Raw genomic sequence first — 24,263 nt, 5'->3', positions numbered from 1 at the left:
CTACTCCTCCTCGGGCTTGAAGGTCGCGAACGCCGTCTCGCGCAGCGTCCGGCACTCCTCGCCGTCCCAGGCGTCGGCCCGGCAGGTGACGAGGATGGCGTGCCCGCGCCCGGCGTCCACGCGGAAGCCGCGGTTGAGCGAGCGCAGCCGCTGGCCGTCGCGGGTGTGCTCGTACGTCCAGTCGGCGACCGTCGGGTAGTCGCGCCACTCGACGGGCTCGATGCCGATGAGCGAGTAGTCGCGGAAGTTGCCCTTGACCGCCTTCTCCAGCAGCTCCCACGCCGACATGGCGCTGTCCGTCGGGGTGCTGGTGTAGTCGACCTGGACGCTGGGAACGCCGCCCTTCTCGGCCGCGTATATCCCGCCGGAGTTGCGGCCGGCTATGTCGACACGGCTCCAGCCCTCGGGCATGGCCATGGAAAAGTGGAAGCGGTCGTCGGTGACCATGATGTAGCCGTCGGGCAGCCCGTCACCGGGCTCTCCGCCGTTGCCGCCCTGGTCCTCTCCAGCGCCGCCCGGCTCGCCGGTGCCGCCCGTGTCCTCGGCGCCGTTCGCGCCGTCGTCCCCGGTGTTGCCCCGGGCTCCGCTGTCGCCGTCGGTGCCGCCGTCACCGGAGCTGCCACCGTCGTCGCCGTCGCCGCCTGAGGTGACGCCGCTCGACGACGCGTCGTCCTTGCCGGACGGGTCGTCACCGTCGCCGCTGTTGAGCGTGAAGGCCAGCACCGCGCCGAGCACTCCGACCAGCACGACGACGATCGCCGCGATGACGGCACCGGGCGGCCGCCGCCGTGAGCCACCGTCACCCGCGCCCTCCCCCGACCGGCCGGCCGTGGTGACGAACGCGGCCAGCGGCTGGCGCTTCGACTCGCCCTGCCCGGCCGGGACGGCGCCGGTCTTCTCGCGGCCGGTGGCGGCGGGGGCGTCGGAGGCCGCGGCACGGGAGGCGGCGGCACCGGAGGCCCGCTCGCCCTTCGTCGGCCTGGCCGCGGGCAGCGCGACCGTCCGCGTCCCGCCCGGCCCCGCGGGTGCGGGCTCCTCGGGGGCGTCCAGCACGGCCTGGAGCAGCCCGCGGGCCCCGGCCTCGTCCAGCCGCTTGGCCGGGTCCTTCAGCAGCAGCCCGTAGATGACCTCCTCCAGCTCACCGGCGTTGTGCGGCGGTTCCAGCGGATCGGTCATGACGGCGGTGAGCGTGGCGATCGCCGAGCCCTTGTCGTAGGGCGGCGTGCCCTCGACGGCCGCGTAGAGGAGGCCGCCCAGCGACCACATGTCGGCCGGCGGGCCGGGGCGCCCGCCGCGCGCCCGCTCGGGGGAGATGTAGGAGGGCGCGCCGACGAGCATGCCGGTGGACGTCACCGACGGGTCGCCCTCGACCTTGGCGATGCCGAAGTCCGTCAGCACGACGCGGCCGGTGTCCTGCTCGATGAGCACGTTGGACGGCTTCACGTCCCGGTGGACGATGCCCTCCCGGTGCGCGGCGCGGAGCACGCCGAGGATGGCGAGGCCGATCTCGGCGGCCCGACGCGGCGTCACCGGGCCCTCCTCACGGATGACGTCGGCCAGGGAGCGGCCCTCGACCAGCTCCATCACGATCCACGGGCGGTCGTCCTCCTCGACGACGTCGAAGACGGTGACCGCGCTGCCGCTGCGGATGCGGGCGATGGCCTTCGCCTCGCGCAGGGTGCGGGTGATGAGACGCCGCTTCTCGTCCTCGTCGATGTCGGAGGGGAACCGCAGCTCCTTCACCGCGACGGTGCGGCCCAGGATCTCGTCCCGCGCCCGCCACACGGTGCCCATGCCGCCGCGGCCCTGCACCCCGCCGAGGCGGTAGCGGCCCGCGAGCAGCCGGCCCGTTTCCCGCCCCGGCGCGGCGGTGACCGGCTCGGCCGTCTCCGGCTCCCGGGCCCGCGGGGCCTCGGCGTCGTCGGCCTCGGGCTCGGCGTCGTCGGCCTCGGCCGGCTTCGCTGCCACGGCCTCCGGCTCGACGGACGTCACGGCGTCCGAGGCGTCCGAGGCGTCGTCAGAGCCCGCCGCCTCCTCGCTTTCCCCGGCGTGCTCGGCGTCCTCGGCACGTCCGGAGTCCGGCGCCTCGCTCGCCCGGCCCGGGTCGGCCGGGGTACGGGTGGAGGCCGCCGCCGACTCGCCGTCAGCGCCGTCGGCCGTGCCCTTGGCCGCGGTGCCCCCGGCCTCGGGCTCCACGCCCCGGGCAACCTGCCGGGGGTCGACGGCGTCGTTACGCCCGGAGCCCTCCCCACGGGTGGCGGCGCCCGCGGCCGTGCCCTCGGTGGCGGCGTCGGCCCTGGCCGTCCTGCCGTCGTCCTCGCCCATGCTTCCCCTCGCGATCGCCCGCCCAGCAAGTCGCCTCATTGTCCCCCATGCCCGGGGAGGGAACGGAACAGCCCCGACGGGAAAGGGTGGTGGTGACCGACGGCCGGAGTGAGACCGACGCGGCACGCTGCGAGGGCCGAGCACGGGCCGGCGCAAGGGGCCCGGCCCGTGGGCCGACGCGGGACCCGGCCGTGGGCGCCGTGGGGCCGCCCGTCAGCCGCCCACGATCTCCGGGGCGCCGAGCCGCGCCGCGTCCGCCGTCTGGTCGTCGGGCTGGAGCTGGGACTCCCGTTCGGCCTCCACCCGCTTCTCGTAGTGCCGGACTTCGCGCTCCACGTGCTCCGCGTCCCAGCCCAGGACCTCGGCCATCAGCTCCGCGCACTCCCGCGCGCTGCGCGTGCCCCGGTCGAAGGTCTCGATGGAGATGCGCGTGCGGCGCGTGAGCACGTCGTCCAGGTGCCGGGCGCCCTCGTGTGAACAGGCGTACACGACCTCGGCCTTGAGGTAGTCGTCGGCGGCGGGCAGCGGTTCGCCCAGCCGGGGGTCCGCCGCGATCAGGTCGAGGATCTCTTCCGCCAGCGTTCCGTATCTGTTCAGCAGATGCTCGACCCGGGCCACGTGCAGCCCGGCCCGGGCGGCCATCCGGGCCCGGGCGTTCCAGCGCGCGTGGTAGCCCTCGGCGCCGGCGAGCGGGACGTCCTCGGTGCAGCAGTCGGCCACCCGGTGGTCCAGCCCGCGCACGGCCTCGTCCACCGCGTCCTTGGCCATCACCCGGTACGTCGTGTACTTGCCACCCGCGATGACCACCATGCCCGGCACCGGGTGGGCGACGGTGTGTTCCCGCGACAGCTTGCTCGTCGCCTCCGACTCGCCCGCGAGCAGCGGCCGCAGACCGGCGTACACGCCCTCGACGTCGTCCCGCGTGAGCGGCGTCGACAGCACGGTGTTGACGCGCTCCAGCAGGTAGTCGATGTCGGCGCTGGACGCGGCCGGGTGCGCCTTGTCCAGCTCCCAGCGGGTGTCCGTCGTGCCGACGATCCAGTGCCGCCCCCAGGGGATGACGAACAGCACGCTCTTCTCGGTGCGCAGGATCAGCCCCGTCGCGGAGTTCACCCGGTCCCGCGGAACGACCAGGTGGATGCCTTTGGACGCCCGCACGTGGAACTGGCCCCGCTCGGCGATCAGGCCCTGGGTGTCGTCCGTCCACACCCCGGTGGCGTTGATGACCTGCTGGGCCCGTACCTCGAACTCCCCACCCTGCTCGGCGTCCCTGACCCGGGCTCCGACGACGCGTTCCCCCTCGCGCAGGAAGCCGACGACGCGGGCCCGGTTCGCGGCGAGGGCGCCGTAGGACGCCGCCGTCCGCACGAGCTCCGTCACGTACCGCGCGTCGTCCACCTGGGCGTCGTAGTACTGCAGCGCGCCCACCAGCGCGTCCTTGCGCAGGCACGGGGCGGCCCGCAGCGCCCGGCGCCGGCTGAGGTGCCGGTGGAGGGGCAGCCCGCGGCCGCGCCCGGACGACACCGACATCGCGTCGTACAGGGCCACGCCCGATCCCGCGTACCAGCGCTCCCAGCCCTTGTGCTGCAACGGGTAGAGGAACGGCACGGGCTTCACCAGATGGGGCGCGATCCGCTCCAGCAGCAGCCCCCGCTCCTTCAGTGCCTCTCTGACCAGCGCGAAGTCCAGCATCTCCAGGTATCTCAGGCCGCCGTGGATGAGCTTGCTGGACCGGCTGGACGTGCCCGAGGCCCAGTCCCTCGCCTCGATGATGCCGGTGGAGAGCCCGCGCGTGGCGGCGTCCAGGGCCGCGCCCGCTCCGACGATGCCGCCGCCCACCACCAGAACGTCCAGCTCTCGTTCGGCCATCCGGGCGAGGGACTCCGCCCTCTCGGCCGGCCCAAGCGTCGCTGTCCTCACCGCTGCCTCCCGTGGTGTCGCACCGTCCCGGGGCCTACACGTCGATGTTCCCCCATGACGCCGACGCTGACCCTCGCACTGTCCACAGCCCGCGCAATCCACCATATCTGTCATATATGCGCTTAACCTGACGTAACGGCTCATCATGCAGAGTCATGCAGACCGCAGGGGACACACGCCAGGGGAAGGGACTCGTCGCCATGCCCGCAGATCTCGCCGTTCTCGGCCTCGGTCATCTCGGCCTCCCCGCGGCCCGGGCGGCCACGGCGGCGTCCATCGGAACGCTCGGCTACGACCCCGACCCCGCCGTCGTCGCCGACCTGGCCGCGGGCCGCCCACCGCACCCCGGCGTCCTCACCGCCGCCGACATCCGCCGCATGCTCTCCACCGGCTTCCGGCCCACCGGCGACCCGGCCGCCCTCGGCCGCGTCCGCACCGCCCTCCTGTGCGCCCCGACACCGCTGGGCGGCGACGGCGCGCTCGACCTGGGCGCGGTCCGCGCCGCCGCCACGACGCTCGCCGCGCACCTGCGCCCCCGCACCACGGTCGTCGTCGAGTCGGCCGTCTACCCGGGCACAACCGAGACGGAGATCCGCGCCCTGCTGGAAGAGGGCTCCGGGCTCCGCGCGGGGCAGGACTTCCACCTCGCCGCCTGCCCGGCCCGCCTGGACCCGGGCAACCGCGCCTTCCGCTACGCGGCCGTCCCCCGCGTCATCGGCGGCTACACCCCCGCCTGCACCGAGGCCGCCGCCGCCGTCTACGGCCGCCTCACCGACAAGGTCGTCCGCGCGCGGGGGCTGCGCGAGGCCGAGACGACCCACCTCCTGGAGGTCAACTACCGCCACCTCAACATCGCCCTCGCCAACGAGATGGCGATCCTCTGCCACGACCTGGACGTCGACCTGTGGGACGTCATCCGCTGCGCCGAGACGAAGCCCTTCGGCTTCGCCCCCTTCCGGCCCGGCCCCGGCGTCGGCGGCCACACCGCCCCGATCGACCCCAACTACCTGGCTCGCCAGGGCCGCACCCTCGGCCACCCCCTGCGCCTCGTCGAGCTGGCCCGCGAGGTCAACGAACGCATGCCCCGGTACGTCGTCCAGCGGGCCACGACGCTGCTGAACGAGCACGGCAAGTCGGCCCGCGGCGCCCGCGTCCTCCTCCTCGGCGTCACCTACAAGCCCGATCTCCCCGACCCGACGGGCTCCCCCGCCCGCGAGATCGCCACCCGCCTCCTCGAACTCGGCGCCCAGCTCAGCTACCACGACCCGCACGTCCACCAGTGGCACGTCGCCGGCCGCCCCATCCCCCGCGCCGACAGCCTCTACGACACCGCGGGGGCCGCCGACCTCACCCTCCTGCTCCAGCCGCACCGCACCTACGACCTGGCCGGGCTCGCCGCCAAGGCCCAGCTCCTCCTCGACACCCGCGGCACCACGCCCACCGGCACGGCCCACCGCCTCTGAGGGCCCCGAACCGGGCATTCGGACCGTGAGCGTGGGGCAACCCGTGCCAGAACCAGGGGAATTGAGCATTCAACAGGCTGGACAGCACAGCCCGTCTCCATATGCTGTCGGCATGTCGCCTGCCGTCCCGCCGCCCGCGGTCGCCTCCCGGCTCTCCAACGTCGCCTCCTCCCCCGTCCGGGACCTCCTCGCGCTCACCGCACGCCCCGAGGTCATCTCCTTCGCCGGAGGGCTGCCGGCCCCGGAGCTGTTCGACGTCGACGGGCTCCGGGCCGCCTTCGACCGCGTCCTCGCCGAACAGCCCCGCCGCGTCCTCCAGTACTCCACCTCCGAGGGCGACGCCGACCTGCGGGAGGTCATAGCCGAGCGCCTCACCGCCCGCGCGCTGCCCACCGGGGCCGACGAGCTCGTGGTCACCACCGGTTCCCAGCAGGCCCTGAACGTCATCACCACCGCCGCCCTCGAACCCGGCGACGTCGTCCTCGTCGAGGACCCCTGCTACGTGGCGGCGCTCCAGACCTTCGACTTCGCCGAGACCCGGGTCGTCCCCGTCCCCACCGACGACGACGGCATCATCCCCGAGGCGCTGGAGGAGATCGCGGCCCGCGAGCCGGCCAGGCTGCTCTACCTCGTCCCCACCTTCTCCAACCCCACCGGACGCACACTCCCGGCCGCGCGTCGCGCCGCCGTCGCCGAGACCGCCGCCCGGCACGGCTTCTGGATCGTCGAGGACGACCCCTACGGCGAACTCCGCTACGACGGCGAGCCCGTGCCCTGGATCGCCGCCTCCCCGGCCGCGTCCGACCGCGTCATCCTCCTCGGCTCCTTCTCCAAGCTCATGGCCCCCGGGCTGCGCCTGGGCTACCTGCGCGCCCCGGCGCCGCTGCGCCAGCCCTGCGTCATCGCCAAGCAGGCCGCCGACCTCCACACCTCCACCGTCGACCAGGCCGTGGCCGCCCGCTACCTGCGCGACAGCGACCTGGACACCCATGTCCTGGCCGTCCGCGACGCCTACCGGGCCCGCCGCGACGCCCTCCTCGACGGACTGCCCGGCGCGCTCCCGGCGGGCAGCCGGTGGAACCGGCCCGCGGGCGGCATGTTCGTCTGGGCGACGCTCCCCGAGGGGTACGACGCCGCCGAACTCCTCCACACCGCCATCGAGTACGAGGTCGCCTACGTGCCCGGCGCCCCGTTCTTCACCGGCACGCCCGACCCGAGCGCTCTGCGGCTGTCCTTCACCACCCACTCCCCCGACGAGATCGAGGAGGGCCTCCGCCGCCTGGCGAAGGCCCTCGTCTGACCCCACCGCGCCTGGCCGTGGCCGGGCCTCCGCCCCACCACCCGCCGAACCGGTGAGCGCGCGGGCGGTTCGCAGCGGATCGCCGGGGGCACGCACGGGCCGCGTGACAGCCTCGCCACGTCCCGCACCGTCCGGGCGACGAGCGCCCCGGAGAGCCGTTCCGGGACGGAGAGGATCGCTCGCCCATGCGCCGATGTGCTGTCGCGCTGCTCGGAGCCCTGCTGGCCACACTGCCGGCCACCGCCGCCTCGGCCCCACCGGCGGCGGCCGGGCGGGACCACCCAGGGAAGCTGCTGCAACGGGGGACGGTGAGCACCGGGGACTCCCCGGTGGCCTTCGCCCGGGTGACCCTGTACCGGGCCGGCCATCGCCCCGGCGGCGAGGCGCGGGCGCTCGGGCGGGCGGAGAGTGACGCCGAGGGCCGGTTCACCGTGCGGTACCGGCGTCCGAAGGACGATGACGCGGTCCTGTACCTCGTCGCGGACGCCTGGCCCGGCAACGGCCGGGGCGAGGGACCGCAGCGTGCGGGCGGCGAGGGCCACCGTCCCGTCCGGCTGACGTCGGTGCTGCTGCCGGAGCCGCAACCCACCCCGACCATCGTCAACGAGCGGACGACGGTGGCGACGGCGTACGCCATGGCACAGTTCGCGGAGGGTTCCGACATCGCCGGGACGTATCCGGGCCTGCAGAACGCGGCGGGTACTTCGCACAACCTCGCCGACGTCAAGACCGGGCGGGTCTCGCCGGTGCTCGCCGCACCGCCGAACGGCTCGGAGACCTCGACCCTGCGGACCTTCAACTCGCTGGCGAACCTCCTCGCCGGGTGCGTGGCGGGCGAGACCTGCGGCGAGCTCTTCCGCCTGGCCCGGCCGACCGGCGGGCAACTCCCCCGGGACACCTTCCAGGCCGCCCTGGACATCGCGCACCACCCCGGGGCCGAGGTGGCCGGACTCTTCGCCCTGTCCCGCACGCGGCAGCCGTACACCCCCGCACTCGGCGCGGCCCCGGACGCGTGGACACTGGCGCTGCGCTACGACGGCAACGGGCACGAGCTGGACGGTCCCGGCAACGTCGCCTTCGACGCCGAGGGCAACGCCTGGATCGTGAACAACTACCACGTCATCCGCGACCCCCGGGTCCCGGCCTGCGGCGGCGAGCAGCTCTCGAAGCTGACCCCGACGGGCGAGAGCGCGCAGGGCTCCCCCTACCGGGGCGGCGGACTCTATGGCGCCGGGTTCGGCGCGGTCCTGGACACCCGCGGCGACGTCTGGGCGGGCAACTTCGGTTTCCAGGGCCGCGGCTGCGACGACGACCAGGACCGGCTGAACCACAGCGTCTCGCAGTTCCGGGCGGACGGGACGCCGCTGTCGCCGGTCGACGGCTGGCAGCAGGGCGGAATCGACCAGCCGCAGGGCATGGCCTCGGACCGCGCGGGCAACGTCTGGGTCGCCAACTGCGGCGGACGCAGCGTCACCCGCATCCCCGACGGGCAGCCGTGGCGGGCCCGGCGCATCGCGCCCGAGGACGGTTCGTTCGTCAAGCCCTTCGGCATCACCGTCGACACCCGGGGACGGGCCTGGGCCACGGGCAACCGCACCGACAACGTGCTGCTGATGGCCCCCGACGGCCGTCCGCTGCGGACGGTCGACGGCGGCGGTATCAAGGCGCCGATGGGCATCGCCTCGGACAGCCTGGGCAACGTGTGGGTCGCCAACTCCGGCCTGGTCGACCCGCCCTGCGAGGGCACCGCCATGGACGGCCCGCCCACCGAGGGCGTGGACCCGCAGCGCGGCGCCGACGAGGCGTCCGTCACGCTCATCCGCCCCGACGGCAGCACCCCGGAGCGGCCCTTCTCAGACGGCGGCCTGTTCCTCCCCTGGGGCATCGCCGTGGACGGCGACGACACGGTCTGGGTGGCCAACTTCGGCGGCCAGCGCATGGCCCAGCTCTGCGGGGCACGCCGGGCGGCCTGCCCGCCCGGACACCGCACCGGGCAGCCGATCTCCCCGGCCGGCACCGGCTACACCAGCGACGGCCTCACCCGGGTGACGGGCTTGCAGATCGACCCGTCGGGGAACGTCTGGCTGGCGAACAACTGGGAGACGGTCCCGTTGCAGACCAACCCCGGCGGCCGCCAGATGGTGGTCTTCGTCGGCCTCGCCGCGCCGGTGCGGACGCCGATGATCGGAGCCCCCAGGCGGCCCTGACCACCGGTACGCGGCTGCCACCACTCACCGAAGCCGCCCGGTGCGGCCCGGGGGAACGGCGGCGGCAGAGCGGGAACACCGCGGGCGCCCTCGGTGCGGCGTGGACGGTCGCACCGAGGGCGCCCGTGTCAGAGCGGTCGGCCCCGTGCGGGAACGCACCCGGGGAGCCCGCCCGTCGGCGGTGCGGACGGGCGGGCTCCGGTGCGTCAGCGGCTGCGGGCGATGGTGACCTCGACGCGCTGGAACTCCTTGAGGTCGGAGTAGCCGGTGGTGGCCATCGCGCGGCGGAGGGCGCCGAAGAAGTTCATCGAGCCGTCGGGGGTGTGGGAGGGACCGGTGAGGATCTCCTCGGTGGTGCCGACGGTGCCGAGGTGGACCTTCTTGCCCCGCGGCACGTCCTCGTGCACGGCCTCCATGCCCCAGTGGTGGCCGCGGCCCGGGGCGTCGGTGGCGCGGGCGAGGGGGGAGCCCATCATGACGGCGTCGGCGCCGCAGGCGATGGCCTTGGGCAGGTCGCCGGACCAGCCGACGCCGCCGTCGGCGATGACGTGGACGTACCGGCCGCCGGACTCGTCGAGGTAGTCGCGGCGGGCGGCGGCGACGTCCGCGACGGCGGTGGCCATCGGGACCTGGATGCCGAGCACGTTGCGCGTGGTGTGGGCGGCGCCGCCGCCGAAGCCGACGAGGACGCCGGCCGCGCCGGTGCGCATGAGGTGGAGGGCTGCGGTGTAGGTGGCGCAGCCGCCGACGATGACCGGGACGTCGAGTTCGTAGATGAACTGCTTGAGGTTCAGCGGCTCGGCGGCCGAGGAGACGTGCTCGGCGGAGACGGTGGTGCCGCGGATGACGAAGATGTCGACCCCGGCGTCGACGACGGCCTTGGAGAACTGCGCGGTGCGCTGCGGGGAGAGCGCGGCGGCGGTGATGACGCCGGCGTCCCGCACCTCCTTGATCCGGCGGCCGATCAGCTCCTCCTTGATCGGCTCGGCGTAGATCTCCTGGAGGCGGCGGCCCGCGGCCTCCTCGGGGAGTTCGGCGATCTCGGCGAGCAGCGGCTCCGGGTCCTCGTAGCGCGTCCACAGGCCCTCGAGGTTGAGGACGCCGAGGCCGCCCTGCTCGCCGATGCGGATCGCCGTCCGCGGGGAGACGACGGAGTCCATGGGCGCGGAGAGGAAGGGCAGCTCGAAGCGGTAGGCGTCGATCTGCCAGGCGATGGAGACCTCCTTCGGGTCTCGCGTGCGGCGGCTCGGCACGACGGCGATGTCGTCGAACGCGTATGCCTGGCGCCCGCGCTTGCCGCGCCCGATCTCGATCTCTGTCACTGCTGCTGCCCTTCCCTACGGCTGTGCGGCCCCCAGTATCCCGCACGGGGGCGTGGGGGCCGCATCGCGTCTCACCCGGCGGGCGTCAGTCCTCGACCAGGACCTGAGCGAAGTCGGCGACGTGGACGGCCAGGACGGACAACAGCCCGTCGCGGACCGGGTACTCGAACGCGACCCCCTTCGTCGGGTCACGCCCCAGCGTAGCGTCAGCCCCGGGAGTAGTTGGGGGCCTCGACGGTCATCTGGATGTCGTGCGGGTGGCTCTCCTTGAGCCCGGCGGCGGTGATCCGCACGAACCGGCCGTGCTCCTTGAGCTCGGGGACGGTGCGCCCGCCGACGTAGAACATGGACTGGCGCAGCCCGCCGACGAGCTGGTGGACGACGGCGGCGAGGGGGCCGCGGTAGGGCACCTGGCCCTCGATGCCCTCGGGGATCAGCTTGTCGTCGCCGCCGACGTTCTCCTGGAAGTAGCGGTCCTTGGAGAAGGAGCGCTGGTCGCCACGGGACTGCATGGCGCCGAGCGAGCCCATGCCGCGGTAGGACTTGAACTGCTTGCCGTTGATGAACAGCAGCTCGCCCGGGGACTCCTCGCAGCCGGCGAGCAGGCTGCCGAGCATGACGGTGTCGGCGCCGGCCACGAGGGCCTTGGCGATGTCGCCGCTGTACTGGAGGCCGCCGTCGCCGATGACGGGGATGCCGGCCTCGCGGGCGGCGAGCGCGGCCTCGTAGATGGCGGTGACCTGCGGGACGCCGATGCCGGCGACGACGCGGGTGGTGCAGATGGAGCCGGGGCCGACGCCGACCTTGATGCCGTCGCAGCCCGCGTCCACGAGGGCCTTGGCGCCGTCGCGGGTGGCGACGTTGCCGCCGATGACGTCCACTCCGGCGTGGTTGGACTTGATCTTGGCGACCATGTCCCCGACGAGCCGGGAGTGGCCGTGCGCGGTGTCGACGACGACGAAGTCGACGCCGTTCTCGATGAGGGCCTGGGCGCGCTCGTAGGCGTCACCCGCGACGCCGACGGCGGCGCCGACGAGCAGGCGGCCCTCGGCGTCCTTGGCGGCGTTGGGGTACTTCTCGGCCTTGACGAAGTCCTTGACGGTGATGAGGCCCTTGATGCGGCCCTCGTCGTCCACCAGGGGGAGCTTCTCGATCTTGTGGCGGCGCAGCAGCTCCATGGCGTCGGAGCGCGCGATGCCGACCTTCCCGGTGACCAGCGGCATGGGCGTCATGACGTCGCGCACCTCGCGGGTGCGGTCCAGCTCGAAGGCCATGTCGCGGTTGGTGACGATGCCGAGCAGCTTGCCCGCCGCGTCGGTCACGGGGACGCCGCTGATGCGGAACCGGCCGCACAGCTCGTCGGCCTCGCGCAGGGTGGCGTCGGGCCGAATGGTGATGGGGTCGGTGACCATGCCGGACTCGGAGCGCTTGACCCGGTCGACCTGGGCGGCCTGCTCCTCGATGGACAGGTTCCGGTGGAGGACGCCGACGCCGCCCTGCCGCGCCATGGCGATGGCCATGCGCGCCTCGGTGACCTTGTCCATGGCGGCGGACAGCAGCGGGATGTTCACCCGGACGTTGCGGGAGACGTGCGAGGCGGTGTCGATGTCCTGGGGGGCCATGTCCGACTCACCGGGCAGCAGCAGGACGTCGTCGTAGGTCAGCCCGAGCCGCGCGAACTTCTCAGGCACTCCGTCGACGTTGTCAGTCATGACACCTTCCCTGGTGGTCTTGCCCGTGCACGTGCCCCCATGCTAACGGCCAATCGGGGGACCCCGTGTTCATGTGAAAGCACGGCCGGATGACGCTGGTCACCCGACCGCCCGGATCACTGCCCGGCGAGGGCCCGCAGCCGGGACAGGGCGCGGTGCTGTGCGACGCGGACGGCTCCCGGGGACATGCCGAGCACCTGGCCCGTCTCCTCGGCGGTGAGGCCGACGGCGACACGCAGCAGGATGAGCTCGCGCTGGTGCTCCGGGAGGTTGGCGAGGAGCTTCTTGGCCCACTCGGTGTCGCTGCTCAGCAGGGCGCGCTCCTCGGGCCCCAGGCTGTCGTCGGGCTGCTCGGGCATCTCGTCCGAGGGCACGGCCGTCGATCCCGGGTGGCGCATGGCGGCGCGCTGGAGGTCGGCGACCTTGTGCTGGGCGATGGCGACGACGAACGCCTCGAAGGGCTTGCCGGTGTCCCGGTAGCGCGGCAGGGCGCACAGCACGGCGAGGCAGACCTCCTGCGCGAGGTCGTCCACGAAGTGCCGGGCGTCCCCGGGAAGTCTGCTCAGCCTCGTGCGGCAGTAGCGCAGGGCGAGGGGGTGGACGTGGGCCAGGAGGTCGTGGGTGGCCTGTTCGTCCCCCTCGACGGCGCGCCGCACGACGGCTCCGATGCCCGGACCACGGTCCGGGGGCCCGACGGCGCTGCCCGGTGTGGTGTCGTCGCGCATCGGTCCATGGTGCACCGAGCCCGAGGCGTCCGCCGCACCGCGGCCCTGGTTGTGCCCTGAAGCGTTATATCGGAGTGCGCCCGTGGCCATCCCGCCTGCCCTCCCCCTTTCGGGTTGCTTCGCACCGTGCCGGCCGGCTGCCGCCGGCCCGTCTCCGGCACCGGCCGGAGAGGAGTCACCTACCAAGGATGCGGCATCGCGCGCGTTGGTGCGGAGCCCGGGCGGGAGGACGGGGACCGGCGGGGGCGGGGCGGACCCGCAGGAGCGGGTGGCCGCGCCCCCGGACCACGGTGCGGCGGACGGTCAGCGGACGAGGCCCCAGCGGAAGCCCAGGGCGACGGCGTGGGCCCGGTCGGAGGCGCCCAGCTTCTTGAACAGGCGCCGGGCGTGGGTCTTGACGGTGTCCTCGGAGAGGAACAGTTCACGGCCGATCTCGGCGTTGGACCGTCCGTGGCTCATGCCCTCGAGGACCTGGATCTCCCGGGCGGTCAGGGTCGGTGCGGCGCCCATCTCCGCGGAGCGCAGCCGCCGCGGGGCGAGCCGCCACGTCGGGTCGGCGAGGGCCTGGGTCACCGTGGCCCGCAGCTCGGCGCGCGAGGCGTCCTTGTGCAGGTAGCCACGGGCGCCGGCGGCGACGGCGAGGGCCACACCGTCGAGATCCTCCGCGACGGTGAGCATGATGATGCGCGCGCCGGGGTCGGCGGAGAGCAGCCGGCGGACCGTCTCCACACCGCCCAGGCCGGGCATCCTGACGTCCATCAGGACGAGGTCGGAGCGGTCGGCGCCCCAGCGGCGGAGGACTTCCTCGCCGTTGGCCGCCGTCGTCACGCGCTCGACGCCGGGAACGGTCGCGACCGCACGGCGCAGCGCTTCCCGGGCGAGCGGAGAGTCGTCGCAAACGAGGACGGAAGTCATGGCCGCCCTCCGCTGCTGATGCGCATCACCTTGTGCCTCCAGGCTGTTACGAATCGTCACCTGTGCGGTTGATCGCCTTCCGCCCCTCCCTGCGGGGCGTCTCCCCCGGCGGGCGTGCCGGGGTTTTCGCTGTTCTGCCAACCGCCTCCGCACTCTCAACGACGGTCACCCGAAAGAGTTACGGGCTACTCCACCCGCATCCAGCACTCTACGTGTGGGCGTGAACACCCAGAAGGACGCACGCAGCACCGGACCGGAGCGCCCTCGGGGCGCACCCCGTCGTGCAGCGCGCCTTGGACCACTGTGCCCTATTTGGACGCTTTTGCTTCCACTTTGTGGCGTCCGTGGCTAAATTCGCAAAGAGTCATATTTACAGCTACTCACACGACTACCGATGGATGGACGGTCGGCGGACCGTCCTCCCACCCGGCCCACGGGGCGCGGGACGCCCGGCGGCGGTTCCGGCGGGCGCCCGGCCCACCGGCCGCCGGAGACCACGCCGACCCGCCCGTCCAGCAGCCACAGCAACGCTCCGAGAGGACGAGCAATGGCAGATTTCTCCCGCCTTCCGGGCCCCAACGCCGATCTGTGGGACTGGCAGCTCCTGGCCGCCTGCCGCGGCGTCGACAGCTCCCTCTTCTTCCACCCGGAAGGGGAACGCGGAGCGGCCCGCAGCGCGCGTGAGACGGCGGCGAAGGAGGTGTGCATGCGCTGCCCGGTCCGCGCGCAGTGCGCCGCCCACGCACTGTCCGTGCGGGAGCCGTACGGCGTCTGGGGAGGACTCACGGAGGACGAACGCGAGGAGCTGATGGGACGGGCCCGGCACCGCTTGGTCTCGACGAACCGTCCGGCACCGTCCGCGCAGGCTCCCGAGCAGACCGAGGCGGCGGCCGGCACCTAGCACCGGCCCCGAACCGCGGCGGGGCACACCTTCGCAGAAACGTATCTGCGAGGGTGGGCCCCGCTGTGCTTTCCGGCCCGGCGGGCGTGTCGCGTCGACCGTTCGGCGTGTTCCGGGTCTCGGCCCCCGTCCGGGGCCGTCCCCCGTCCGGGTCAGCCGGGCGCGTCGCCCCGGGCGGGCCGGGGGCGTCAGCCGGGGGCGGGAGGCTCGGCCGGACCGCGGGCCGCGGCCGCGGCGAGGTGCTCCAGCGTGGCGGCCACCGCGGGGACGCGGGCGAGATCGGGGAGGGTGAGGGCCACGACCTCCCGCCGCACCTCGGGCGTGACGGCGACCGTGCGGGCGCCCCGCGGCCGTACCGACTCCACGGCCAGCTCCGGCAGCACGGCGACGCCGAGCCCGGCGCCCACCAGGCCCACCACGGCGGGGTAGTCGTCCGTCGCGAAGTCGATGCGCGGCGTGAAGCCCGCCGCCTCGCAGACCTCCTCCAGATGGCGCCGGCAGCGCGGGCACCCGGCGATCCAGGGCTCCCCCGCCAACTGGGCGAAGGGGACGGACGGCGCACCGGCCAGGGGGTGGCCGTCGGGCACGAGACCCACGAGCCGGTCCGTGAGCAGCGGCCGGACGACGAGGTCGGCCCACTCGGCGGCGTCCGGCGCGGCGGTGTCCGGGTAGCGGAAGGCCAGGGCGACGTCGCACTCCCCCGCCCGCAGCAGGTCGACGGAGCGCGGCGGCTCGGCCTCGACGAGCGACACCCGGGTGCCCGGGTGCCCGGCACGCAGCGCCGCGACGGCGCCGGGCACCAGCGTCGAACTGGCGCTGGGGAACGAGACGAGCCGCACGCGTCCGGCGCGCAGCCCGGCGATGGCCGCGACCTCCTCCTCGGCGGCGGTGAGCGAGGCGAGGACGGTGGCGCCGTGCCGGACGAGGGCCTCCCCCGCCTCGGTCAGCCGGGTCTCGCGTCCGGCCCGGTAGAGCAGCGGGGTGCCCACCGACTGCTCCAGCGAGCGCATCTGCTGGCTCACCGCGGGCTGGGTGCAGCCCAGCTCCCGGGCGGCGGCGGAGTAGGAGCCCGTCGTGGCGACGGCACGCAGCACCCTCAGGTGGCGGGCTTCGAGCATGACTCAACCATAAGGCCGCCTTTGACGTCGCCCACCGGACAGCGGCTCGGCCGGTGACAGACGCGCGATCTACTGTGGCCGCATGCACGTACTCTCGGTGAATCTCGGCTCCCTGCTCACGTCCGACCACACCTCCGCCCCGGGCGGGCTGACGGGGATCGGCAAGGTGCCGGTGCCGGGCCCCGTGCGGGTCGCGGCGCCGGGTCCGCGGGGGACGGGCGGCGGCGGGCTCGCCGGGGACGCCATCGGGGACCTGCGCTACCACGGCGGCGACGACCAGGCGGTGTACGCCTTCGCCCGGGAGGACCTGGACGCCTGGGGCCGCGAGCTGGGCCGCGACCTGCCCTCAGGCGTGTTCGGGGAGAACCTGACGACGTCCGGCTACGACGTGAACGAGGCGCTGGTCGGCGAGCGCTGGCGCATCGGCGACGGCCTGCTGCTGGAGGTGGCCTCGGTACGCGTGCCCTGCCGGACGTTCGCCGGGCACCTCGACGAGCGGGGCTGGGTCAGGCGCTTCACCCAGGCCGGGCGCCCCGGCCCGTACCTGCGCGTGATCGAGGAGGGCGAGATCCGCGCGGGGGACGCGTTCGACGTCGTGCACCGCCCCGACCACAAGGTGACCGTCTCGTTCATGTTCCGGGCGATGACCACCGAGCGGGCGCTCCTCCCCGAGCTGCTCGCCGCCGGTGACGCGCTGCCCGAGTCCGTGCGGCGCAAGGCGCTCGACCGGTGAGCCGGTTCGAGGAGTTCCGCGCCCTGCACCGCCCGGGAAGGCCCCTGGTGCTGCCCAACGCGTGGGACCACGCCTCCGCCGCCGCGCTCGTGGCCGCCGGGTTCGCCGCCCTCGGGACGACGAGCCTCGGCGTGGCCGGTGCCGCCGGCCTGCCGGACGCCGCGGGGGCCGCGCGGGAGGAGACGCTGCGGCTCGCCGGGAGCCTGGCCCGGCTGCCCGTCCCGGTGACCGTCGACATCGAGAACGGCTTCGGCACGGACCCGGAGGACGTGGCCGCCCTGGCCGCGCTGCTCGAACGCGCCGGGATCGCGGGCGTGAACATCGAGGACGGCCGCCCGGACGGCACGCTCACCGACGTCTCCCACCAGTGCGCGGTGCTGCGGGCCGTGCTCCGCGCGGCACCGTCGCTCTTCGTGAACGCCCGTACCGACACGTACTGGCTGCCCGGCCACGAGCGCGAGACGGAAGACCGGCTCCGCGCCTACCAGGAGGCGGGGGCGCACGGCCTCTTCGTCCCCGGGCTGCGGGAGGAGCAGGCCGTGCGCGCGGTGACGGGGGCGTGTGCGGCTCCGCTGAACCTGCTGTTCACACCGGGCGGACCGAGCGTGTCCGAGCTCGCCGCCTGGGGAGTGGCCCGGGTGAGCACGGGCTCACTGCTCTTCCGCGCGGCCGTCCACCAGGCGGTCGAGGTGGCGCGCGGCGTCCTGGACGACACCCCGTTGGCGGCGGACCTCGGTGGCGTGCCCTCCTACGGGCGGGCCCAGGCCTGGTCGAAACCGTTCACCGGCACCCGGGCGGGAGCGGGGCCGATAGGCGGGAGCCCGCCGGGGCGTTGACGGCCCCGGCCGTTTACGGTTCGCGGTATGACGACTGCACTCATCACAGGAGCGACGGCCGGGCTCGGCGCCGCGTTCGCACGGCGGCTCGCGCGGGACGGGCACGACGTGGTCCTGGTCGCCCGGGACGGCGAGCGGCTGGCCCGGCAGGCGACCGAGCTGCACGACCGGCACGGCGTCGAGGCCTCCACCCTGCGGGCGGACCTCAGCACCGAGGAGGGCGTCACCGCCGTCGCCGAGCGGCTCTCGGACCGGCGTCACCCCGTGGACCTGCTCGTCAACAACGCCGGATTCGGCGCCAAGGGCCGCTACCTGGAGGTGCCGGAGGAGGACGAGCTGCGCATGCTGCGCCTGCACGTCGAGGCGGTGCTGCGGCTGACGTCGGCCGCGGCCGAGGCGATGCGCGGGCGCGGGCGCGGCGGCGTGGTGAACGTGGCCTCGGTCGCCGCCTTCGTGCCGCGCGGCACCTACGGGGCCAGCAAGGCGTGGGTCGTGCAGTTCACCCAGGGCGCCGCGCAGGACCTGGCGGGCTCGGGGGTGCGGCTGATGGCCCTGTGCCCGGGGTTCGTGCGCACCGAGTTCCACGAGCGGGCCGGGATGTCGACGTCGAACGTGCCGGGGTGGATGTGGCTGGAGGCCGACCGCGTGGTGGACGCCGCCCTGCGGGACCTGGCCCGGGGCCGCACGCTCTCGGTCCCGGACGCGCGCTACAAGACGCTGCTCGGCGCGAGCAAGCTGGTGCCGCGCGGCCTCATGGGCCGGGTGTCGTCCACGTCGGGGCGCAGGTACGGGCCGAAGTAGGGCCGCCCGCTCCGGTCCGGCGCGGGCGTGACGGAGGCTCGCGCGAGGGCGGTGCGCGAGCCGACGCGCGAAGCCGGTGTGCGAGGGCCGCGGAACCGGGCTCCCCGTCCCCGCGGTTGCGCAGGAAACCCGGCCGGGACAGACATAGCCTGGAATGGTCCGACTGTTTCGATGATCGGCCAATAGGGGGCCGTCATGACATTCGTCCAGCTCATCGACTGCAAGACCAACCGCGTCGATGACATGAACAGGCTCTTGGACTCCTGGGTCGAGGCGACCCGGGGCAAGCGGACCGCCACTCACGCGATGGTGGGCAAGGACCGCTCCAGTTCCACACACCTCGTGGAGATCGTCGAGTTCCCCTCCTACGAGGAGGCCATGCGGAACTCGAACCTGCCCGAGACGGACCGGATCTTCCAGGAGATGGTCGCGCTCTGCGACGAGATGCCGCAGTTCACGGACCTCGACGTCGTGCGCGACGAGCAGCTGAACAAGGGGACGGCGCGTCAGCTCTTCGAGGAGCTGCTGAACCGGCGCGACTTCGCCTCCCTGGAGGACTACTTCCACGAGGACTACGTCGAGCACGATCCGGCCAACCCGGAGGGCGACCTGCAAGGGCTCCAGCAGCTCCGGCAGAACCTGAACCGGGAGATCGTCCCGTTCGAGCCCCGTTTCACCGTGGAGAGCACCGCCGCCGACGGCGACCTCGTCTGTCTGCGGTTCACCGCCGCCGGACGGCACGTCGGCGAGTTCATGGGCCTGGCGCCCACCGGCAAGGAGTTCAGCCTCACCGGCCAGGTGACGCTCCGGTTCCGCGACGGCAAGATCGCGGAAAGCTGGTTCAACTGGGACAACGCGCGGCTGCTCGCCGAGCTCGGGCTCGTGGAGACGCCCGGCTAGGTGCGGCCCGGGAGCGGCGCGCACACGCCGCGCGGTCCGGCACGGGGTGCGGAGAGCCGACAGGCCCCCACCCGGGCAGCGGGTGGGGGCCTGTCGTGAGCCGGACGGCGCGAGCGCGCGCCGGCGCGGTGAGCGGGTGGCTCAGTGGGCGTGGCCGTGGCCGTGGCCCGCGGCGGCCTCGTCCTCCTCGGCCGGCTTCTCGACGACCAGGGTCTCGGTCGTCAGCAGCAGGGAGGCGATCGAGGCGGCGTTCTCCAGCGCGGAGCGGGTCACCTTGACCGGGTCGATGACGCCGGCCTTGACCAGGTCGCCGTACTCGCCGGTGGAGGCGTTGAAGCCCTGGCCCTTGTCCAGCTCGGCGACCTTGGAGGTGATGACGTAGCCCTCCAGGCCCGCGTTCTCGGCGATCCAGCGCAGCGGCTCGACGACGGCGCGGCGGACGACGGCGACACCGGTGGCCTCGTCGTCGGTCTTGCCCAGGTTGTCGGCCAGCACCTTCGAGGAGTGGACGAGCGCGGAGCCGCCACCGGAGACGATGCCCTCCTCGACCGCGGCGCGGGTCGCGGAGATGGCGTCCTCCAGACGGTGCTTCTTCTCCTTCAGCTCGACCTCGGTGGCGGCGCCGACGCGGATGACGCACACGCCGCCGGCCAGCTTGGCGAGGCGCTCCTGGAGCTTCTCGCGGTCCCAGTCGGAGTCGGTGGACTCGATCTCGGCCTTGATCTGGCCGACGCGGCCCTCGACGTCCTCGCTCTTGCCGGCACCGTCGACGATGGTGGTGTCGTCCTTGGTGACGGTGACGCGGCGGGCGGAGCCCAGCACGTCCAGGCCGACCTGGTCGAGCTTGAGGCCGACCTCCTCGGCGACGACGGTGCCGCCGGTGAGGGTGGCCATGTCGCCCAGCATCGCCTTGCGGCGGTCACCGAAGCCGGGCGCCTTGACGGCGACGGCGTTGAAGGTGCCGCGGATCTTGTTGACGACGAGGGTGGACAGGGCCTCGCCCTCGACGTCCTCGGCGATGATCAGCAGCGGGCGCGAGCCGCCGGCCTGCATGATCTTCTCCAGCAGCGGCAGCAGGTCGGCGATGGCCGAGATCTTGCCCTGGGTGATCAGGATGTAGGGGTCGTCGAGGACGGCCTCCATGCGCTCCTGGTCGGTGACCATGTAGGGCGACAGGTAGCCCTTGTCGAAGGCCATGCCCTCGGTGAAGTCCAGCTCCAGACCGAAGGTCTGCGACTCCTCGACGGTGATGACACCGTCCTTGCCGACCTTGTCCATGGCCTCGGCGATCAGCTCACCGACCTGCTTGTCCTGGGCGGACAGCGCGGCGACGGAGGCGATGTCGGCCTTGGAGTCGATCGGGCTGGCGGAGGAGACCAGGTCCGCGGACACGGCCTGGACGGCGGCGTCGATGCCCTTCTTCAGGGCGGCCGGGGAGGCACCGGCGGCGACGTTGCGCAGCCCCTCGCGCACGAGGGCCTGGGCCAGCACGGTGGCGGTGGTGGTGCCGTCACCCGCGATGTCGTTGGTCTTGGTCGCCACCTCCTTCACGAGCTGGGCACCGAGGTTCTCGTACGGGTCCTCGACCTCGACCTCGCGGGCGATGGTGACGCCGTCGTTGGTGATGGTCGGCGCACCGAACTTCTTGTCGATGACGACGTTGCGGCCCTTGGGGCCGATCGTCACCTTGACGGTGTCGGCCAGCTTGTTGACGCCGCGCTCCAGGGCGCGACGGGCGTCCTCGTCGAACTTCAGGATCTTCGCCATGGCGTAGAGAGGTCCTCTCAGGGCTTCTTGGGCGTATGACAAGCGAACCGCGCCCTGGCTGCCCCGGCTGTCTGTGACGGGGAACCAGGGCGCGGATCAGCACGCGGACGTGCGGGGTGCCTTACTTCTCGATGATCGCGAGCACGTCGCGAGCCGAGAGGACGAGGTACTCCTCGTTGTTGTACTTCACCTCGGTGCCGCCGTACTTGCTGTACAGGACGATGTCGCCGACCTTGACGTCGAGCGGCAGGCGGTTTCCGTCCTCGAAGCGGCCCGGGCCCACGGCCAGGACGGTGCCCTCCTGGGGCTTCTCCTTGGCGGTGTCCGGAATGACCAGGCCCGAGGCCGTGGTCTGCTCGGCGTCGAGCGGCTGGACCACGATGCGGTCCTCAAGCGGCTTGATGGCAACCTTGGAGCTGGCGGTCGTCACGATCCGACCTCCCCCTTCGGAGATCTCACGGGGTCTTATGTCTAGAGGTGGCGACCTGGTCGATCCGTCGTCGCGGGTGCCGGACCTTCCCGTCGCGCCTGGCACTCCCCGGCGGAGAGTGCCAACGGTGAGACTATGCCTCGGTTAGCACTCGGTCAAGCTGAGTGCCAATTCCCTGCGGCGCGTCGCCGCCGCGCGCCCCGCGGAGGCGCGGCGAACCGCGGCCAAGACCCACCCGCACCCCGCCGAGAACGGGCGGGGAACCCCCATCCGGCCCCGGCACCGGCGGCCGCTCGCCGGCCCCGCGCCTCGGCGCGGCCCTCCCCAGCGCAGCCCGCGGGCCGGAGAGGCGCGCCGGCGGCCGCCGTCAGACGTAGTCCTCCAGGCGGGCCAGGGCGAAGCCCTGTTCGGTGGCCGTCTTCAGGGTGCGGCGCAGCATGTCGTTCATCGTGCCGCCCCACTGCTCGGGGCCGCGGAAGTGGGTGAGGATGATGTCGCCGGGGTGGAACTCGCGGTCGAGGCGGGCCCAGTCGAAGCGCTGGGCCCAGGCCTCCTCCGCCCACAGGGGCACGGCCTCGACGCCGCAGGAGGCGGCGGCGCGCAGGGTGTCACGGTCGTAGGCGCCGTAAGGCGGACGGAACAGCCGCGAGGGCGCGCCGAACTCCTCCTTCAGTACCTTCTGCATGCCGCAGATCTCCTCGCGCTGCCGCTTGTAGGACAGCTTGGGCAGTTCCTTGTGGTTGAGGGTGTGGTTGTGGACGCCCGCTCCGTCGCGCCGCATGCGGCGGAAGTAGTCGTAGTCCTCGGCGGCCACGTAGTCGGAGAGGAAGGCGCTGTAGGGGATGCGCAGTTCGCGGAGCATCCGGGTGAAGCGCGGGTCCTTGTGCCAGCCGTCGTCGATCGTGAGGAAGACGACCTTCTGGTCGGTGGGCACCCGGACGAAGACAGGTGGGAGCCCCTTGCCGGAGACGAGGCCGGGGGTGCTGGTGAGTTCCGGCTTCGCGGCCGGCGGCGGGGGCGCGAGCAGGGGCGGCTCGGCCAGTCCCCAGCGCGCGGCCGCCGCGACGCGGCGGGTCTCCGCGCGGGCGAGTCCGCCGGCGTAGGCGGTGAGGGAAGCGGCGGCGTACTCGGCGCCGACGCGCTGGGCGGCTCCGAGCGGCAGACCCTCGACGGCTGCGGCGAGCGGCTTGTCCAGGAGCGAGCCGCCGCCGTCCTCGCCGGTGGGGAGGTGTCCGGTTCCGGCGACGGCGGCACAGGAGACCGCGAGCGCGGCGAGGGCTCCGGCTCCGACGCCGCGTCGGAGATGCCGCCAGGGCCGTGGAGACTCTCGATCATTTTGTGTGACTTGTCTGATGATCGACATAACGCCGGATAGTGCCAACCCACCGCGCCCGAAGGGCGGCGGCACTCCGGCGAGCAGGCGAAAATGGGCCGTGTGGCCGTACCCGCATCACCCGACACACCGAACGACACCGCCAAGACCGCCGACACCGGCGCCGACTCCGGCAGTGGCACCGGCGCCGAGGCAGAGGCCGTGGACGCGTTCCGGGCCCTCCTGACCGAGGAGGGCGCCGAACTGCTGCACCGGCTGCGCGACCACGACCCGGCCGACGAGCTGACGCTCGCGACCCGGCTCCGCCGCAGCCATCCGCCCTCGCTGGTCTCCGCCGCGCTCGGCCAGGCGCGGCTGCGGCAGCGGGCCGTGGTCAAGTTCGGCGCCGAGGACGCCGCGCGCATGTTCTTCACCCCGGACGGCGTCGAGCAGGCGACCCGCTCCTCGGTGGCCGCCTACCGGGCGCGGCGGCTGGCCGGACGCGGCGTGCGGCGGCTCGCCGACCTGTGCTGCGGCATCGGCGGCGACGCCGTCGAGCTGGCCCGCGCCGGGGTGGAGGTGCTGGCCGTCGACCGTTCCCCGCTGACCTGCGCCGTCATCGAGGCCAACGTGGCGGCGCTCGGGCTGGCCGACCGCGTCACCGTGCGCCGGGCCGACGTCACGACGGTCGACGTCGAGGGCTACGACGCCGTGTTCGTGGACCCGGCGCGGCGCGGCGGCCGGGGCCGGGTGTTCGACCCGGAGGCGTACTCGCCGCCCCTGTCCTGGGCGCTGGAGACGGCCCGCAGGGTGCCGCACGCCGCCCTGAAGATCGCGCCGGGCGTCCCGCACGAGGCGCTGCCCGAGGACGCGGAGGCGGAGTGGATCTCGGTCGCCGGTGAGGTGAAGGAGGCGGTGCTGTGGTTCGGCGAGGGCACGGCACCGGCCGGCTTCCGGGCCACCCTCCTGCCCGGCGGGGACGGCCGGGCCGGCGAGCACTCGCTGCTCGGCGCCGGACTGCCCGACCCGGAGCCGGGGCCCGTCGGCCGCTACCTGTACGAGCCGGACGGGGCGGTGATCCGCGCGCACCTCGTCGCGGACGTCGCCCGGGACGTGGCCGGGCGGCTGCTGAGCGCCGGGATCGCCTACGTGACGTCCGACGTCCACGCGCCGACCCCGTACGCGCGGGCCTACGAGGTGACGGACGTGCTGCCATTCAACGTCAAACGGCTGCGGGCGCTGCTGCGGGAGCGGCGGGTCGGCGTTCTCACCGTCAAGAAGCGGGGCTCGGCGGTGGAGCCGGAGGAGCTGCGGCGCAAGGTGAAGCCCTCGGGGCCGCACTCGGCGACGGTGTTCCTCACCCGGGTGGCGGGGGCGCCGTCCATGCTGCTCGGCCACCCCGTGTAGGGCCCCGGGCGGTCGCCGTCCCGGGCCCACGAGGGTGACCGCCCGCGCGGGCGGTCACCCTCGTGTGGCGTTCCCGGCCCCACGGTCGGAAGGTGGAAGCGGTACATGCAAGGGCGGCGGCACAGAGTGAGGTGAGCGGAGTGCCCGACACTCCGGGGTCCGTGCACGG

Annotated in this window: 19 protein-coding genes; 9 read left to right on the top strand and 10 right to left on the bottom strand. The window is 73.7% G+C overall.

The genetic code is table 11. From position 1 onward, the window contains the following. Both O7609_RS15455 and O7609_RS15450 read right to left on the bottom strand, forming a co-directional pair. Positions 1-2,325, bottom strand: coding sequence for a protein kinase domain-containing protein (locus O7609_RS15455; protein WP_269743719.1), 2,325 nt, complete (start codon positions 2,323-2,325; stop codon positions 1-3). 213 nt (positions 2,326-2,538) lie between these two features. Then, positions 2,539-4,245, bottom strand: coding sequence for a glycerol-3-phosphate dehydrogenase/oxidase (locus O7609_RS15450; RefSeq protein WP_269736391.1), 1,707 nt, complete (start codon positions 4,243-4,245; stop codon positions 2,539-2,541). A gap of 200 nt (positions 4,246-4,445) precedes the next feature. Between O7609_RS15450 and O7609_RS15445 the strand changes: the two genes are divergently transcribed. From O7609_RS15445 to O7609_RS15435, 3 genes are all read left to right on the top strand, one after another. Further along, positions 4,446-5,708 (top strand): nucleotide sugar dehydrogenase, encoded by a 1,263-nt coding sequence (locus O7609_RS15445; RefSeq protein ID WP_269736392.1) that lies wholly within the window; start codon positions 4,446-4,448, stop codon positions 5,706-5,708. 112 nt (positions 5,709-5,820) lie between these two features. Further along, positions 5,821-7,008, top strand: coding sequence for an aminotransferase-like domain-containing protein (locus tag O7609_RS15440; RefSeq protein WP_269736393.1), 1,188 nt, complete (start codon positions 5,821-5,823; stop codon positions 7,006-7,008). A 185-nt stretch (positions 7,009-7,193) separates the two neighbouring features. Continuing rightward, on the top strand, positions 7,194-9,215 hold the full coding sequence (locus O7609_RS15435; protein WP_269736394.1) for an NHL repeat-containing protein: 2,022 nt from the start codon (positions 7,194-7,196) through the stop codon (positions 9,213-9,215). Between the two features lie 206 nt (positions 9,216-9,421). On the opposite strand, the gene O7609_RS15430 is transcribed toward O7609_RS15435, so the two are convergent. From O7609_RS15430 to O7609_RS15415, 4 genes are all read right to left on the bottom strand, one after another. After that, positions 9,422-10,537: a GuaB3 family IMP dehydrogenase-related protein gene (locus O7609_RS15430; RefSeq protein WP_269736395.1), complete on the bottom strand. Its 1,116-nt coding sequence runs from the start codon at positions 10,535-10,537 to the stop codon at positions 9,422-9,424. Positions 10,538-10,743: 206 nt separating this feature from the next. After that, on the bottom strand, positions 10,744-12,249 hold the full coding sequence (gene guaB / locus O7609_RS15425) for an IMP dehydrogenase (RefSeq protein WP_269736396.1): 1,506 nt from the start codon (positions 12,247-12,249) through the stop codon (positions 10,744-10,746). 116 nt (positions 12,250-12,365) lie between these two features. Beyond that, the gene (locus tag O7609_RS15420) at positions 12,366-12,974 is read right to left on the bottom strand and encodes a sigma-70 family RNA polymerase sigma factor (RefSeq protein ID WP_332328079.1); all 609 of its coding nucleotides are present in this window, start codon (positions 12,972-12,974) and stop codon (positions 12,366-12,368) included. A gap of 303 nt (positions 12,975-13,277) precedes the next feature. Then, on the bottom strand, positions 13,278-13,889 hold the full coding sequence (locus tag O7609_RS15415) for a response regulator transcription factor (RefSeq protein WP_028426699.1): 612 nt from the start codon (positions 13,887-13,889) through the stop codon (positions 13,278-13,280). A gap of 547 nt (positions 13,890-14,436) precedes the next feature. Between O7609_RS15415 and O7609_RS15410 the strand changes: the two genes are divergently transcribed. Further along, positions 14,437-14,790, top strand: a complete 354-nt coding sequence (locus O7609_RS15410; RefSeq protein ID WP_269736398.1) for a WhiB family transcriptional regulator — start codon at positions 14,437-14,439, stop codon at positions 14,788-14,790. A gap of 188 nt (positions 14,791-14,978) precedes the next feature. Here the strand turns inward: O7609_RS15410 and O7609_RS15405 are convergent, their stop codons facing one another. Continuing rightward, positions 14,979-15,908 (bottom strand): LysR family transcriptional regulator, encoded by a 930-nt coding sequence (locus O7609_RS15405; RefSeq protein ID WP_269736399.1) that lies wholly within the window; start codon positions 15,906-15,908, stop codon positions 14,979-14,981. A gap of 82 nt (positions 15,909-15,990) precedes the next feature. On the opposite strand from O7609_RS15405, the gene O7609_RS15400 reads away from it, so the two are divergent. The 4 genes from O7609_RS15400 to O7609_RS15385 all read left to right on the top strand — a co-directional run bounded on the left by O7609_RS15400 (position 15,991) and on the right by O7609_RS15385 (position 19,178). Continuing rightward, entirely contained in the window at positions 15,991-16,641 is a 651-nt protein-coding gene (locus O7609_RS15400; protein ID WP_269736400.1) for an MOSC domain-containing protein, read from the top strand. Continuing rightward, positions 16,638-17,477: an isocitrate lyase/PEP mutase family protein gene (locus tag O7609_RS15395; RefSeq protein ID WP_269743718.1), complete on the top strand. Its 840-nt coding sequence runs from the start codon at positions 16,638-16,640 to the stop codon at positions 17,475-17,477. Before O7609_RS15400 ends, O7609_RS15395 begins: the two co-directional genes overlap by 4 nt. Before the next feature lie 27 nt (positions 17,478-17,504). After that, entirely contained in the window at positions 17,505-18,278 is a 774-nt protein-coding gene (locus tag O7609_RS15390; protein ID WP_269736402.1) for an SDR family NAD(P)-dependent oxidoreductase, read from the top strand. 195 nt (positions 18,279-18,473) lie between these two features. Beyond that, entirely contained in the window at positions 18,474-19,178 is a 705-nt protein-coding gene (locus O7609_RS15385) for an ester cyclase (RefSeq protein ID WP_269736403.1), read from the top strand. A gap of 141 nt (positions 19,179-19,319) precedes the next feature. Here O7609_RS15385 and groL read toward each other — a convergent pair whose 3' ends face one another. The 3 genes from groL to O7609_RS15370 all read right to left on the bottom strand — a co-directional run bounded on the left by groL (position 19,320) and on the right by O7609_RS15370 (position 22,729). Then, complete coding sequence (groL, locus tag O7609_RS15380) at positions 19,320-20,945, bottom strand: chaperonin GroEL (protein WP_269736404.1); 1,626 nt, start codon at positions 20,943-20,945, stop codon at positions 19,320-19,322. A 121-nt stretch (positions 20,946-21,066) separates the two neighbouring features. Continuing rightward, on the bottom strand, positions 21,067-21,375 hold the full coding sequence (gene groES, locus O7609_RS15375) for a co-chaperone GroES (RefSeq protein ID WP_077059501.1): 309 nt from the start codon (positions 21,373-21,375) through the stop codon (positions 21,067-21,069). Between the two features lie 367 nt (positions 21,376-21,742). Further along, positions 21,743-22,729 (bottom strand): polysaccharide deacetylase family protein, encoded by a 987-nt coding sequence (locus tag O7609_RS15370; protein ID WP_443072253.1) that lies wholly within the window; start codon positions 22,727-22,729, stop codon positions 21,743-21,745. Between the two features lie 180 nt (positions 22,730-22,909). On the opposite strand from O7609_RS15370, the gene O7609_RS15365 reads away from it, so the two are divergent. Beyond that, positions 22,910-24,094 carry a class I SAM-dependent methyltransferase gene (locus O7609_RS15365; RefSeq protein ID WP_269744361.1) on the top strand — a complete coding sequence of 395 codons (1,185 nt, stop codon included), beginning with the start codon at positions 22,910-22,912 and terminating at the stop codon, positions 24,092-24,094. Positions 24,095-24,263: the final 169 nt, after the last annotated feature.

This window comes from Streptomyces sp. WMMC1477 (assembly GCF_027460245.1).
Taxonomy (GTDB): domain Bacteria; phylum Actinomycetota; class Actinomycetes; order Streptomycetales; family Streptomycetaceae; genus Streptomyces.
This window is presented reverse-complemented; position numbering and strand designations above follow the sequence as displayed.